The sequence below is a fragment of the Parabacteroides sp. KHUB-01 genome (assembly GCF_056640935.1).
The window spans coordinates 2,564,326-2,579,229 of the sequence record NZ_CM153256.1 but is presented as its reverse complement, the minus strand read 5'-3'; the positions used below and the strand labels follow the sequence as shown (position 1 = coordinate 2,579,229).

Here is a 14,904-nt window from a genome sequence, read left to right as displayed (position 1 = left end):
TTTACGTATATTGCATTAATATTAATTGGCTTATATTAACATTATTGCTTCCAGAAACCAGGCAGCAGTATTGTTAGAACAGTGAATAGTTCCAAACGTCCGGTCATCATAGCAAAACTCAACACCCACTTGGACAAATCGGGTAATTCAGAAAAATTATAAACCGGTCCGCAACTTCCCAAACCAGGACCTGTATTACTTACAGCCGAAACACTTGCTCCTAAAGCTTCCTCAAATCCGACTCCGTCAGCAAGAAGAATAAAGCTGGTAAACATCATCAGACCGACATAAATAAAAGCAAAAGCCAACACTCTATGAACAAGCTCGGAAGATATCACTCTTCCATTCATTCGTACAGGAATAATTGCATGCGGATGTGTCTGCTTCTTGAACTCATTGAACAGGTTTTTCACCAATATTGCAACTCGTCCTGTTTTCAAACCTCCGCTTGTTGAACCGGCACAGCCACATATCATCATTAGCAGCAATGCAAACATCCAGAAGAATGGCCCCCAAGGTATATAGTCCGCCGTTGCAAAACCACAAGTAGATATTATCGATGTCACCTGGAAAAATGCCTGACGGAAAGCTAATTCAACATCTGTCACAATTCCATTAAAATATATCCATATAAATGTTACTGCAACAGCTAATACAACAATGGCATAAAACCATATTGTTTCTTCATCCTTCAAAAGCTTCATGACTTTACCATTCATAAAGAAGTAGATAAGAGTCATGTTTGTCGCCCCAATACACATGAATATCGAAATAATATATTCTATATATGGTGAATTCCAATGTGCAATACTTGCATTTTTTGTAGAATATCCACCTGTTGACATACAAGTCATACTGTGATTCACAGCATCATAAACATCCATCGGTCCAAGCCATAAAAGAAATGCCAACAATATGGTAAGAAAAAGATATACACCCCACAATCGTTTTGCGACCTGAGCAATACGCGGACGAAAACGCTCATGTGTTATACCAGGAGTTTCTGCATCAAACATCTGAGAAGCACCACCTCCAAAAATAGGCATCAAAGCAACTGTAAAGACAATCATTCCAATACCGCCTTGCCACTGAGTAAGACTTCTCCAAAACAATATTCCTTCAGGCAAAGCTTCTATATTTGTAAGAATAGTAGAGCCAGTTGTCGTGAAACCTGACATCGTCTCAAAATATGCATCAGTAATATTATCGATATATCCACCTAAATAAAATGGTAACATTCCAAAAAACGAGAACAATACCCAAGTAAGTGTAACCGTAAGCATACCTTCGCGACGACCTGCAGTATGTTCGTTAGCCTTAAAACCTATAGCATAAAGCAAAAAACCAACTAAAAGTAGTATTCCGGAAGACAAGGCCAAAGGTCGGAAATCATCACCCTTATAAATAAAAGCGACAGCTGTAGCTGCCAGCATGAACAATGTTTCAAGAACAAACATTATTCCCAACATCTTGAATATGAAACGAACGTTCAGCATGACAGATTAATTAAAATAATTCTCCAGTTTACGCATAGCAGTGTCAAGACAGAACACAACAACATGGTCATATGCCTGTATCTGTGTATCACCGTCAATCATCATAGGAACTCCATTTCTAATCAATCCTCCCAATGTCATATCCTTCGGCAAACCAAGTTCACGTACAGGTTTACGTGTTATTCGTGAATTAGGACGTGCAACCAATTCTGCCACATCAGCATTGGCAAAAGTTAGGCATTTTACATTTGAAACGTCTGCATCAAGCAAGAACTGATAAATATGGCTTGCCGCTATCAATTTTTTGTTGATAACTGTACCTATATCCATACTCTCTGCAAGAGGTATGTAGTCTATATTCTCAATTTTTGCAATAGTTTTGAACACACCCATTCTTTTAGCAGCTAAGCAAGCCAAAATGTTTGTGCTGGAGTTATCTGTAAGAGCTATAAATGCCTGCGCATCATGAATACTTTCCTGCTTAAGCAACTCAGTGTCACGTCCATCACCATTGATAATAAGTACATTTCCTGGAACTTTTTCCGCTATTCTGTAACTTTTCTCCTTATCCGTTTCTATAATTTTTATTCGGATATTATTAGGTAGATACTGACTTGTACGTATAGCAATACGGCTACCGCCCATTATTATTATTTTCTTTACCTCTGGATCTTCCTTGCCGGCAAGCAAACGTACTTCTTCGATATGTTCCTTAGTTGTAGTAAAGAAAAGTAAATCTCCAGATTCTACCTTGTCGCTACCACCCGGAATTATAGTTTCATTTCTCCTCTTAATTGCCACAATATGGAAAAGCTTGTCTTCACTTAGCAATTCTGAGAGCTGCATATTTACAATACGTGCATTGTCGCGCACCTTCACTCCGATAAGAATCAATGCTCCATCAAACAATTCCCAATACTGGCGAGTCCACGGACGACGAATTGCCGTAACAATTTCCTTTGCCGCAAGCATTTCAGGGTAAATCATAAAATTGATTCCCATATTCTCGAACAGTTCTTTGTTCTTAGGCTTCAAATATTCGTAATTGTTTATACGGGCAAATGTCTTGTGTGCACCAAGTTTATGAGCCAATATACAAGACGTTATATTTGTAGTTTCCTCCGGAGTTACGCTTATGAACAAATCAGCCTTCTTAATTCCGGCTTCTTCCAAATCCTGAAGACATGTAGGGTTTCCAACCATCGGTAATATTTCCATTCCGGCATGGGTGAAATTCAAACGCTCTTCGTTTGGGTCCATCAGAACTATATCCTGATTCTCCTGCGATAACAATTTTGCTAAGTGGGTACCGACTTCTCCAGCACCTGCTATAATGACTTTCATAAGTTTATTCAAGTTTTTGAGTTAGTATGTCTTTTATCTGTGCTGAAATTCCTTCGGCATCCATACCACACAGACGATATAATTCTGGAATTGTTCCATGTTCGATGAAACGGTCCGGAATTCCTATTCTGCGAATCTGAGGCGTATAACCATTATCCGCCATAAATTCCAGGACAGCACTACCAAAGCCACCGTTTATCACTCCATTCTCAACGGTAATAACCTTTCGGAACTTCTTGCCGACTTCGTGTAAAAGCGCCTCATCCAAAGGCTTAAGATAAATCATATCATAATGGGCAACGGAGATATTTTCCGCATCCAGCAAAGATATAGCCTTTGTAACTTCATTTCCAATAGGACCTAATGAAAGAACAGCAACATCTTCTCCATCCTTAAGTTTCTGACCTTTTCCTATAGGAAGAACTTCAAGAGGCGTACGCCAATTGCGTTTTTCGCCTTTACCACGTGGATAACGAATAACAAAAGGACCATTCTGCGCAGAATATGCAGTAAACATCAGGTTCCTCAAATCACATTCGTTTAGCGGAGAAGCTATTGTCAGGTTAGGTATCGGACGCATATACGCAAGGTCAAACACACCATGGTGAGTCGCTCCGTCTTCACCAACAAGACCTGCACGGTCCAGACACATGATTACATGAAGATTCTGAAGCGCGACATCATGTATAACCATATCATATGCACGCTGCATAAATGAAGAATAAATATTGCAGAAAGGTATCATTCCCTCCTTAGCCAATCCAGCTGAAAATGTAACGGCATGTCCTTCAGCAATACCTACATCAAAGGCACGGTCTGGAAACTCTTTCATCATATACGTCATTGAGCATCCGGTTGGCATAGCCGGAGTTACACCAACAATACGTTCATCATTTTCAGCTAGCTCCACAAGAGTATGGCCAAACACATCCTGATACAACTGAGGTTCATCTATAGAACGTGCTATTATTCTTTTTCCGGTTTCTTTATCAAATTTTCCCGGAGCATGCCATTCTGTAGCTGATTCTTCGGCTGGTTTGAAACCTTTTCCTTTCTTTGTTTTGATATGCAACAACTTAGGACCTTTCAAATCCTTTATATCATTCAAAAGCTTTACAAGATATTCAACATCGTGTCCGTCAACCGGTCCGAAATATCTTATGCTAAAGCCTTCAAACAAATTATGCTGCTGCGTAAGCAACGCTTTCAGACTATTGTTAAAACGCAATATATTGTCACGTCGTCCGTCGTTTATAAGTTTTATTTTTTTCAAACCTTTATAAACGTCGTAACGCATTTTGTTATATGCCTGACTGGTTGTTATGTCAACAAGATACTGGCTCAAACCACCAACATTATGGTCAATCGCCATATTATTGTCGTTCAATATAATCAGAAGATTATTAGGATTCACCGAAGCATTGTTCAAACCTTCAAAAGCCAGACCACCCGTCATTGCGCCATCTCCAATCACTGCAATAACATGTCTGTTTTCCTCCTTTTTCAAAGCTGAAGCAACAGAAATTCCCATAGCCGCAGAAATTGAATTGGAAGCATGTCCGGCAATAAAGGCATCATACTCGCTTTCGAAAGGATTTGGGAAACCACTTATTCCGTGAAATTTCCTAAGAGTATGAAAAGCTTCGCGTCTTCCTGTCAAAATTTTATGTCCATATGCCTGATGTCCGACATCCCACACGATTCTGTCATAAGGCGTATTAAAAACATAATGCAGAGCCACTGTTAGTTCCACAGTACCCAAGCTGGCACCAAGATGTCCGGGATTTTCGGACAAGACATCAATTATATATTGCCGCAATTCATTGCAGACTTCAGGCAATATATCCGTAGGAAGCTGTCTCAAGTCTCCTGGATTGTTGATGTTATCTAACAAATGTTCTTCTTTATATTCGGCCATATCGTGTTCTTTTTTTACAAAAATAATGAATTAGTTTATTCCTCAACGGTTTTATGCAGAGGAATATTATAAGCATTTATTCATAAATGCCATCTTTGTTTCTCCAACAACAGAAAAACAAAGAAAAACGACAAAGTCAATTTGCAAAGATAACCAAATAAAAGTTTTTCTTATATATTACACTGGAGTAATAGAAGGTTCCAACTTACATTTTGACAAAAAATTTTTCCAGGTATTCTTATTTTCTGGTGATTTTATACATTTTTGCTGTTTTCCTTCGGAAGGAAAGCGTAATTCCTTTCGAAAGAAAAACTAATTACTTCCGAAAGAAAATTCAATTACATACGGATACAATTCTGATTACTTCCGAAAGAAATTTACTTAATGTTTTATATAAATTTTCAAGCGATAAGTTAGATATCAAAATGTCAAAAACAAAGAGATTTTTAATCCAAAAGTAAAATGTAATTTTTTGAAAAGGGGGAATTAATAAAGGAAAGAAATCCCGCAAAACAGATTATCTCAAAGCAATTTTCCTTACCGTGTCTGCTATACGGATTATATAATAGCCTTTTGCCAGATTAATGTAGTATTCGCCTGAAGGCTGCTTCATTTCTATTTCTTTTACTTTTATACCAACAACACTATATATTTCCAAAAAACTACCAACAGGGGCATTTGCAACCTTCACAGTGTTGTCATAAACAATTATTTCAATAGCCGGTTTTTCTTCATGATAAGACAAATGAGAGTCTGTGCCTGACTTACTTCCAGACTGAGCCTGAAGGGTTAAGGCAGACAAAAACATAATCATAAATATGTTGAACAGTAAGCGCTTCATCAAGACATATTCTTATCGACTACAAATATAGTGAAAGGCGAGTGCAGAACAAAATAAAAAACTTGTTTTTGATTTTGGTATGCCGAGCCGTATCCTATATTATCAAAATATAGCGAAAGGCGAGTGCAGAACAAAATAAAAAACTTGTTTTTTATTTTGATATGCCGAGCCGTATCCTATATTATCAAAATATAACGAAAGGCGAGTGCAGAACAAAATAAAAATTTGTTTTTGATTTTGTCTGCAAAGCCAAATACCATATAACTTAAATCTTTGTCAAATCAAATATCATTCCCTCATTTACAGCCTGCACAGAAGGGAAAACTTCTGCTGCTTCTTTCTGCAATACATCAATAGATTCATAACGGGCAGAATAATGTCCGATAATAAGTTTCTTCACACCCGCACGTTTTGCTATTTCTGCCGCCTGACGAGCTGTTGAATGATAAGTTTCTTTTGCTCGTGCAGCATCAGCCTCAACAAATGTAGCCTCATGATAAAGTAAATCTACATTTTTTATCCATTGTACTATTTCCGGCAAGAATGCAGTATCCGAACAATAAGCATACTTTTTAGGAGGTGCCGCTGGCTTGGTTAAACGTGAATTGAGAATCACTTCTCCGTCAGGTGTTATAAAATCAGCTCCTTTTTTTATATACTGAATTTCCCTTACAGGAACATTATAGAAGTCAATCATGTCTTTTATAATATGTGCTTCCTTGGGCTTTTCAACAAATAAATATCCACAACAATTTACACGATGCTTTAACGGAATAGAATAAACTGACACTGAACGGTCTTCCATCACCAATGAATATTTAGAAGTATCTATCGGATTAAACACCACATTGAAAGGCAGTCCTTGACAGAAAAACTCCAGAAAAGAATTAATATAGGTTTCAAGTTCTGCAGGTCCGTGTATAAACAAATCTCCATTTCGCCCTAGCATTCCCAATGTTGAAACTAATCCAGGCAATCCAAAACAATGATCGCCATGAGCATGGGATATGAAAATATGCATCAACCGGCTGAACTTAACTCTCATTCTACGCATTTGCAATTGAGTTCCTTCACCGCAGTCTATCATATACAACTTATCCCTGAGATCGACAACCTGAGATGTTGGCAAATGCCTAGTTGTTGGCAAAGCCGAACCGCAACCTAAAATATTTATACTAAAATCTGCCATAAAAATACTTCCAGTCTTCTTCTAAATATAAAAAGCTAAACAGACCAAAACGTCATTTGCTAAAAAATATTAAAAAGGAAACAATTCACTTATTCATTAAGAAGGAAATGTTTAATTTTGTTCGCTATCACATCACAAGTGAAGCATAAAATTAAGTTGAATACGACCTTAACTTACTTTTTCTTTTTGTTTAAAACGGTTAAATGTAGAAACGGCCAAGCGCGAGCTTCGCCGTTTCCTTTTTTTATACATGTAGTTAATAAAACCAGGTTTTCAACTGAGTTTTCAACAAGTTTTTCAACAATTGTCATTAAAACTCCAATGAAACAATTTGAGGATTATGATCGCTCAAATATCCTGTTGGACCTTCTGCTTCCTGAGCAATTTCAGAACTAATCACATGAATCTGAGGAGTGACGAAAATGAAATCAATCTTCTCACGTTTGTCTGTAGCCAAACGACCAAAATCATGGAAAGTATAAGCCGGACCAGAAACTTTATCAGCAATCTTATGAGCATCCTTCAACACAAATTCGTTTGTTGTCAAAGTCTGATATGCATCTGAAGAATCTGAAACATTAAAATCACCTGTAAGAACAGCTGGCTGGTCACCAACGATTTCTTTTATACGCTGTATGATAAGTAATGCACCATTTTTACGAGCTTCAACACCGACATGGTCAAAATGAGTGTTCACACCCATAAATATTTTTCCAGTCTTTTTATCCTTGAACTTTCCCCAAGTTGCGATTCTAGTACAAGCTCCATCCCAACCGATGAAACCTACACTGTCCGGATATTGTGAAAGCCAGAATGTGTTGCTATCCAAAACCTCGAATTTATCTGTTCTGTAGAATATAGCAGAATATTCACCTTTAGTTTTTCCGTCTTCACGAGCAACACCGATTGCTGCATAACCTGGTAAACCGGCTTTAAGATCATCCATCTGATTCTGCAAAACTTCCTGCATTCCGACAATATCCATTTTTTTGTCCAAAATATACTTGCAGACGTTGTCTTTTCTGTACTTCCAGCTGTTCAAACTGTCTGCATCTGTATTAAGACGGATATTAAATGTAGCCCATTCTATATGAGCCTTTTCATCTGCAACTTCCGGAGTTGCCTGCTTTTTGTTACCTGAACAGCTGCAGAATGCAACTGTCAAAGCCATTAAAAGAAACTTTTTCATAAATATAATTTGAGTTTTTGAGTTTGTTAGTTTTTGAGTTGATAAGGCTACAAGGAATAAGCACTAGTAAATTGACTACTTGACTACTAAAAAATATTCCCATACATCAATAATCAAATAACCAATTCTCCTTTCCCCTGACGCACTACATCGAAATCATCGGTTGTACAGTCAACTACAGTAGACGGTTCAATTCCACCATAACCTCCGTCAATAACCAGATCTACAGAATTACCATATTTCTCATAAATCAATTCTGGGTCAGTTGAATATTCCAACACGTCATCATCTTCATCATGAATAGACATAGTAAGAATAGGATTTCCCAACTCTGCAACAATTGTTCTGGCGATATTATTATCCGGAACTCTTATACCAACTTCTTTTCTGTTTTTATAAATCTTAGGCAACTCTGAGCTTGTAGGCAGAATAAATGTAAATGCACCAGGCAAATTCTTCTTCATCAGTTTGAATGCAGAATTGCTTACTTTGGCATATTCACTCAGATTGGATAAATCATAACAAATAATAGACAAGTTGCTCTTCTGAGGATTCACACCCTTCATTCGGCAAATACGTTCAACTGCACGAACATTCAGAGCATCACAACCTATAGCATAAACTGTATCAGTAGGATAAACAATCAGTCCTCCGTCTCTCAAAGTATCAATCACCTTGGATATTTCACGGGGATTCGGATTTTCCGGATAAATCTTAAGAAACATTGCAGTGTATTTTTATTGTTGTGGCAAAGTTATAAAGAAGCGGACATCTATTAAACATTAATTACATAAAAAAGAAAGAGCTTCGGAAAGAATTTTACAATTCTTATCAAAGCTCTTCCTGTTATTTCTTGTCAACTTATCTTCAAGTCAACTAATTTTTCAAAAGTTTAGCCATAAATAATATGACCGTTCTCGTCAGTATATTCTTCCATTCCTTTGCTGTACTGGTTCATAGCACGCAAACTCATACCCATGCTTGAGAAACCTCCATCGTGATAAAGATTCTGCATAGTCACCTTGCGAGTGAAGTCTGAGAACATCATTACGCAATAGTCAGCACATTCGTCAGCTGTAGCGTTGCCTAGCGGACTCATCTTGTTTGCAAAATCCATCAAGTGTTCCATACCTTTCACACCGTTACCGGCAGTAGTTGGAGTTGGAGACTGAGAGATTGTGTTGATACGAACATTCTTTTCACGTCCATATATATAACCAAAGCTACGGGCAATTGATTCCAACAAACTCTTAGCATCAGCCATATCGTTATAACCAAAGAATGTACGCTGAGCAGCAACATAACTCAAAGCTACAACAGAACCATACTCAGCAATAGCATCCTGTTTCTTAGCTACCTGCAACATCTTATGGAATGAAATAGCTGAAATATCTAATGTCTTCTCAAGGAAGTTATAGTCCAAATCATCATATGTGCGTTTCTTGCGAACATTTGGACTCATACCGATTGAGTGGAGCACGAAATCCACCGGACCGCCCAATATTTCCACAGACTTTGAAAATACAGTCTGAAGATCTTCAACACTTGTTGCATCTGCAGGAATAACTTCAGCGTTAAGTTTCTTGCCAAGTTCGTCAACTTGACCCATTCTGACAGCCATTGGTGTATTACTCAAAGTGATAACCGCACCTTCTTCAACTGCCTTTTCTGCCACTTTCCAGGCAATAGACATATCATTCAAAGCACCGAAGATAATACCTTTTTTGCCTTTCAATAAATTATGACCCATACTTATACCTTTATATTTTACGGCGCAAAAATACAATAAATCTGCTAGTTATGCAACTTTATTAAATTATTCCCTATAATATATCCGTTTTACCCTTGGAGAAACAGATGTCATTATCTCATAAGGAATTGTTTTCAGACGTTCCGAAAGTTCGCTGACCGACAACTCGTCATCAAAGACTACAACCTTGTCGCCTTCCTTGGCATCTACATCTGTAACATCAATCATACAAGCATCCATACATATGTTTCCAACAATCGGACAACGCTTTCCATTAACCAAGACCTCCCCGTTACGGTTACTGAAATGTCTATCCATACCATCAGCATAACCGATAGGAATAATTGCAATCCTTGAGTCTCTGTCAACAAATGTCCTGCGGCTATATCCTATAGAATCCCCTTTTGGAACTTCCTGTATCTGCAATATAGTCGTCTTAAGAGTACTTACGTTTCTCAATCCCTTGATTCCCGAAGCACTTACTCCATACAATCCGATTCCCAAACGCACCATATCCATCTGATATTGCGGGAAACGCTCAATACCTGCAGAGTTTAGAATATGTTTTATTACTTTATAATCCAAAAGAGATTCCAATTCAGCGGCAGCTTTCTGGAATTTCTCAATTTGTGAAAGTGTGAAATCATCAAACTCCGGAGAGTCACTTCCTGCAAGATGAGAGAATATTGAACGAACCTGAACTCCGGTCTGCAATGACAATCGCTTGCATATTTCCGGAACATCTTCCGGTCTGAAGCCCAAGCGATGCATTCCTGTATCAATCTTAATATGTATAGGATATGATGTTATGCCACGACGTTCGGTTTCCTTAATCATTGCGTCCAGCAAACGGAAACTGTAAACTTCCGGTTCAAGATTATTCGAGAACATTACGTTGAAACTGCTGAATTCCGGATTCATCACCATTATAGGAATTGTTATTCCTTCCTTACGCAAATCAGCGCCTTCGTCAGCAACGGCAACGGCAAGATAATCACAACGATGTTCCTGCAATGTCTTTGCCAACTCAAATGAGCCTGCGCCATAAGCCGAAGCCTTCACCATACAAACCATCTTGGTTTCCGGCTTAAGTTTTGACCTGTAGAAATTATAGTTATGAACAACAGCATCCAGATTAACCTCAAGGATAGTTTCATGCACTTTCTTTTCCAGGCATTCTGATATTTTCTCAAAACAGAAATGACGTGAACCTTTTATAAGAATTATCTCATCCCTGAAATTATCTTCCGAAAAAGAAGCAAGGAATTCATCTGTTGTCTTATAAAATTCCTTCTCCAAAGTAAAGATGGATTCATATTCTTTCAAGTCTCTTCCAATACCAATAAGACGGTCCACCTTTTTCCTCTCTATCAAATCAGCGACTTTCTTATAAAGAGATTTAGGCAATGTTCCCGACTGAAGAATGTCAGAAAGAATCAAAGTCGATTTCATATTCTTTCCAACTTTACGGCTTTGCAGGAAGTCCAATGCTATATCCAAAGAATTGATATCTGAATTATATGTATCATTTATAAGAGAACAGTTGTTTATTCCATCTTTGACTTCGAGACGCATTGCAACCGGTTCCAGATGACGGAATTTCTCTGTGTCATTGACGCTTGTCGGCTTGAGATAAAGCATTATGGCGATACAATGTATTACGTTCTCAATCGAAGCATCATCTGTAAACGGAATAACATAAACCCGGTCAAATCCCAACTGAGTACATCTGATTACAGTTTCTGTCTTATGTTTTTCTATAGATTCAATATATAAAGGAGCGTCAGTGTCGGTTCTGCTCCATATTATAGCCTTATGAGAAAGACAAGATGCTTCGATGGCGTTTGCAATCAACATATTGTCGCCGTCATAAATAATAGCTTCACATTCGGAAAACAAAGACAACTTCTCGAGGCATTTCTGGTTCATTGAGACGAAATTCTCCTGATGGGCTTCGTCAATGCTTGTGATAACACCAATAGTCGGAGCTATTATCGGCTGCAAATTATCCATTTCGTCCGGTTGGGAAATTCCTGCCTCAAATATTCCTAATGTATGTTTCTCGTTCATTGCCCATACCGAAAGAGGAACACCAAGCTGCGAGTTGTAGCTTCGTGGCGAACGGACTATATTAAACTCATTTCTCAACAACTGATAAAGAAATTCCTTAACTATTGTTTTGCCGTTACTGCCAGTAATTCCTATAACAGGAATGGAGAATTGCTTGCGATGGAAAGTCACCAGCTTCTGCAATGCCCGAAGTGTATCTTTCACATAAAGGAAATTAGCATCAGGCATTGTTGAAAACTCCGGAAGATTTTCACTCACCACAAAGTTTCTGACTCTCAGATTATATAATTCTTTTATATATCTATGACCATCATTAGTCTTAGTTTTCAATGCAAAAAACAAGCTGGATTCCGGGAAAGATAACCGGCGACTATCAGTAAGCAAAATACTTATATTATCATCATGCCACTCACTTGGTCTCGCATTTATAATTTCTGCCACCTGTTTTATCGAATACTCCATCTTTATTACAGTTTAGATTCTACAAACATTTTCTCTTCTGTGAAATCAAAGTAAGGAAATTTCTCTCTAATTCCATCAATCTTTAACAAAGTTTGAAACATAAATTGGCGATAAGCTTCGCTCTCCGGCCTGAAAGGACGGTGGGCAATGGCTTTCCGTATTTCTTCGATTTCTTTCATTACCTCTTTTGACTGAGGCGTGATATAATACTCACAGAACTTTTCCCAAATATAATTTACAGCCAGTGGCGACGGATGAATCATGTCATCGGCATAAAACCTGTAATCACGAAGTTCGTCCATCACTATTTCGTAAGATGGGAAATAATCTATTTTACCAACAAATTTCCTTTTCAATTCATCAACGGCTAAAAGCAAGGTTGCCTTACTCAGCTGGTTTTCGTGAGCCCCGTCTTTCCAATGGCGTATTGGGCTGACCGTAAACAAAACATTCATTCCCGGATTTACAGAAAACAAATCATTCAGCAATAAGGACCAATCCTCAACAATTTCGTCCACATTCAAGCGTTCACGGACAAACATCTTTTCCGGCATTTTGTGGCAATTTGATACTATTTCTCCCGTACTCTTCAGTTTATAAACCCATGCTGTTCCTAACGTAACCACCAGAACGGACGCAGTTCTGATTCTTTCTGCCGCTTTCACAAAACGTGAGTTTATAAGCTCAAGACATCCGTTTTCCGTATCTGCCGAGAAACTTCCATGATGCATAAAGCTATAATATATACCTTTTTCGCAGAACAAATCTGACACAGAAAAAGGTTTGCCATTGAGAAGCAGCCTTAACGCACGGCTAATGGAAGAAGGATTATACTGTATGCCAAACGGATTTATATCTATGGAGAACTTTGAATACGCAAGTTGCTTACCGATATTTTCTGCAAAGCAAGAACCTAACAACAGAAATCTGTCAGTATAATCATATTTCCGTTTTACTTCAGGGAAAGTTATTTTCGTAAAGAAATCCATTATAAATATTATTGCTATAAAAACACTGTGATGTTTCCCCAAAAACACTACTATGTTTCAAACGAAACACTGCGATGTTTTTTCGAAAACATCGCAGTGTTTTTTATAGGGAATCAAATATGTAAATTCTATTATTTAAGTATAGAATTATTATTACTTATTCTATAAAATCAGATATTTCAGCAAACAGACTGACGACGTTTCCAGGCAAAGAAAATAAATGCACTGACGACAACAGCCAAAAGACCTATAATCAATCCAACCTCATAATTGATGCCGAAACCTTCGGGAGCAACCAAAATATAAGTAGAACAAACAGCAGTCATAAACAATGCCGGGATGAGAGTCACCCAATAACAAAGCTTTTCCTTAGTCAGATAAACAGTCAAAGCCCACAATGTAAATACTGCCAAAGTCTGATTACACCATGCAAAATATCTCCAAATCATATCAAAGCCATTCTTGTCTTTCAGAGAATACATCAACAAAGCAATAGCTATAATAAACATTGGGATTGATATTAGCAATCTCTTGGATATACTTTTCTGCTCCAGATTAAGGAAATCGGCAACGATCAATCTAGCCGAACGGAAAGCTGTGTCACCGGAAGTAATAGGAGCAGCAATGACACCTAAGATTGCCAATATACCTCCGACAGTTCCCAACCAGTTCTTTGTTATGCTGTCAACAACAACTGCAGCATTGCTTTCTTCCATTCCATTTTCTCCGAAGAAATATGTAGCAGCTGCTGCCCAAATCAAAGCAACAATACCTTCAGTAATCATTGCTCCGTAGAATACGGGATAAGCGTGCTTCTCGTTAGTAAGACAACGAGCCATCAACGGACTTTGAGTGGCATGGAAACCGGAAATAGCTCCACAGGCAATGCTGACAAACATTATAGGGAAAATTGGTAATCCTTCAGGATGTGTATTTGTCAATCCATCTGTTATCTCAGGCAAATCTGGATTATTAACAAAAAGCATCACCAAAATGCCGACTGCCATAAACAACAAAGCTATCGCAAACAATGGATAAACTTTTCCGATAATTTTATCAACAGGAAGAAGTGTTGCCAATATATAATAAAGGAAAACAACAATTATCCAAAAGAAAGTATCCAGATGTTCCGGAGTTAGACTTGCAAGCAAGCCGGCTGGTCCGGCAACAAATACGACACCGACCAGAACCATCAGAACAACAGTGAAACCACGCATAAACTGCTTGAAGTTATTTCCAAGGAAACGTCCTATAATTTCCGGCAAACTTTCACCGTCATGACGAAGAGACAAAACACCGGCTATGAAATCATGAACTGCTCCGGCAAATATACTTCCCAAAACAATCCATAAAAACGATGCAGTTCCGAATTTTGCACCCATTATCGCACCGAATATAGGACCAAGTCCGGCAATATTCAGAAACTGAATCATAAATATTTTCCACGTTGGCATTGGTATATAATCAACGCCATCCTGTTTGAGGAATGCAGGAGTCTTGCGTGAAGGGTCAAGTTTCATCATTCTTTCCAGGAACTTTCCATAAAAGAAATATCCCAGGATTAGAGTAAGCAAACAAAGTGAGAATGTTATCATATTTCTACTATAAAAAAATTGCCATGCCAATATGCTTTTCAATTATTACTCTCAAGGGGCA

Annotated in this window: 11 protein-coding genes; all 11 read right to left on the bottom strand. The window is 38.0% G+C overall.

The window, feature by feature from the left end:
- Nucleotides 1-41: 41 nt before the first annotated feature.
- Nucleotides 42-1,496 (bottom strand): TrkH family potassium uptake protein, encoded by a 1,455-nt coding sequence (locus tag ACYIAR_RS11075; RefSeq protein ID WP_480329621.1) that lies wholly within the window; start codon nt 1,494-1,496, stop codon nt 42-44.
- A 6-nt stretch (nt 1,497-1,502) separates the two neighbouring features.
- Entirely contained in the window at nt 1,503-2,840 is a 1,338-nt protein-coding gene (gene trkA / locus ACYIAR_RS11070; RefSeq protein ID WP_480329620.1) for a Trk system potassium transporter TrkA, read from the bottom strand.
- A gap of 4 nt (nt 2,841-2,844) precedes the next feature.
- A complete protein-coding gene (gene dxs, locus ACYIAR_RS11065; RefSeq protein ID WP_480329619.1) occupies nt 2,845-4,758 on the bottom strand; it encodes a 1-deoxy-D-xylulose-5-phosphate synthase in 1,914 nt (637 codons plus the stop codon).
- Between the two features lie 517 nt (nt 4,759-5,275).
- Nucleotides 5,276-5,599 (bottom strand): T9SS type A sorting domain-containing protein, encoded by a 324-nt coding sequence (locus ACYIAR_RS11060; protein WP_480329618.1) that lies wholly within the window; start codon nt 5,597-5,599, stop codon nt 5,276-5,278.
- Between the two features lie 265 nt (nt 5,600-5,864).
- Nucleotides 5,865-6,788 (bottom strand): ribonuclease Z, encoded by a 924-nt coding sequence (locus ACYIAR_RS11055; RefSeq protein WP_480329617.1) that lies wholly within the window; start codon nt 6,786-6,788, stop codon nt 5,865-5,867.
- A 310-nt stretch (nt 6,789-7,098) separates the two neighbouring features.
- Nucleotides 7,099-7,977 carry an endonuclease/exonuclease/phosphatase family protein gene (locus ACYIAR_RS11050; protein WP_480329616.1) on the bottom strand — a complete coding sequence of 293 codons (879 nt, stop codon included), beginning with the start codon at nt 7,975-7,977 and terminating at the stop codon, nt 7,099-7,101.
- Between the two features lie 113 nt (nt 7,978-8,090).
- The gene (locus ACYIAR_RS11045) at nt 8,091-8,702 is read right to left on the bottom strand and encodes an L-threonylcarbamoyladenylate synthase (RefSeq protein ID WP_480329615.1); all 612 of its coding nucleotides are present in this window, start codon (nt 8,700-8,702) and stop codon (nt 8,091-8,093) included.
- Between the two features lie 167 nt (nt 8,703-8,869).
- A complete protein-coding gene (locus ACYIAR_RS11040; protein ID WP_480329614.1) occupies nt 8,870-9,727 on the bottom strand; it encodes an enoyl-ACP reductase FabI in 858 nt (285 codons plus the stop codon).
- Between the two features lie 66 nt (nt 9,728-9,793).
- Entirely contained in the window at nt 9,794-12,259 is a 2,466-nt protein-coding gene (locus ACYIAR_RS11035; protein ID WP_480329613.1) for a bifunctional UDP-N-acetylmuramoyl-tripeptide:D-alanyl-D-alanine ligase/alanine racemase, read from the bottom strand.
- Between the two features lie 5 nt (nt 12,260-12,264).
- Nucleotides 12,265-13,248 (bottom strand): GSCFA domain-containing protein, encoded by a 984-nt coding sequence (locus tag ACYIAR_RS11030; RefSeq protein ID WP_480329612.1) that lies wholly within the window; start codon nt 13,246-13,248, stop codon nt 12,265-12,267.
- Nucleotides 13,249-13,427: 179 nt separating this feature from the next.
- On the bottom strand, nt 13,428-14,843 hold the full coding sequence (locus tag ACYIAR_RS11025; protein ID WP_480329611.1) for a carbon starvation CstA family protein: 1,416 nt from the start codon (nt 14,841-14,843) through the stop codon (nt 13,428-13,430).
- Nucleotides 14,844-14,904: the final 61 nt, after the last annotated feature.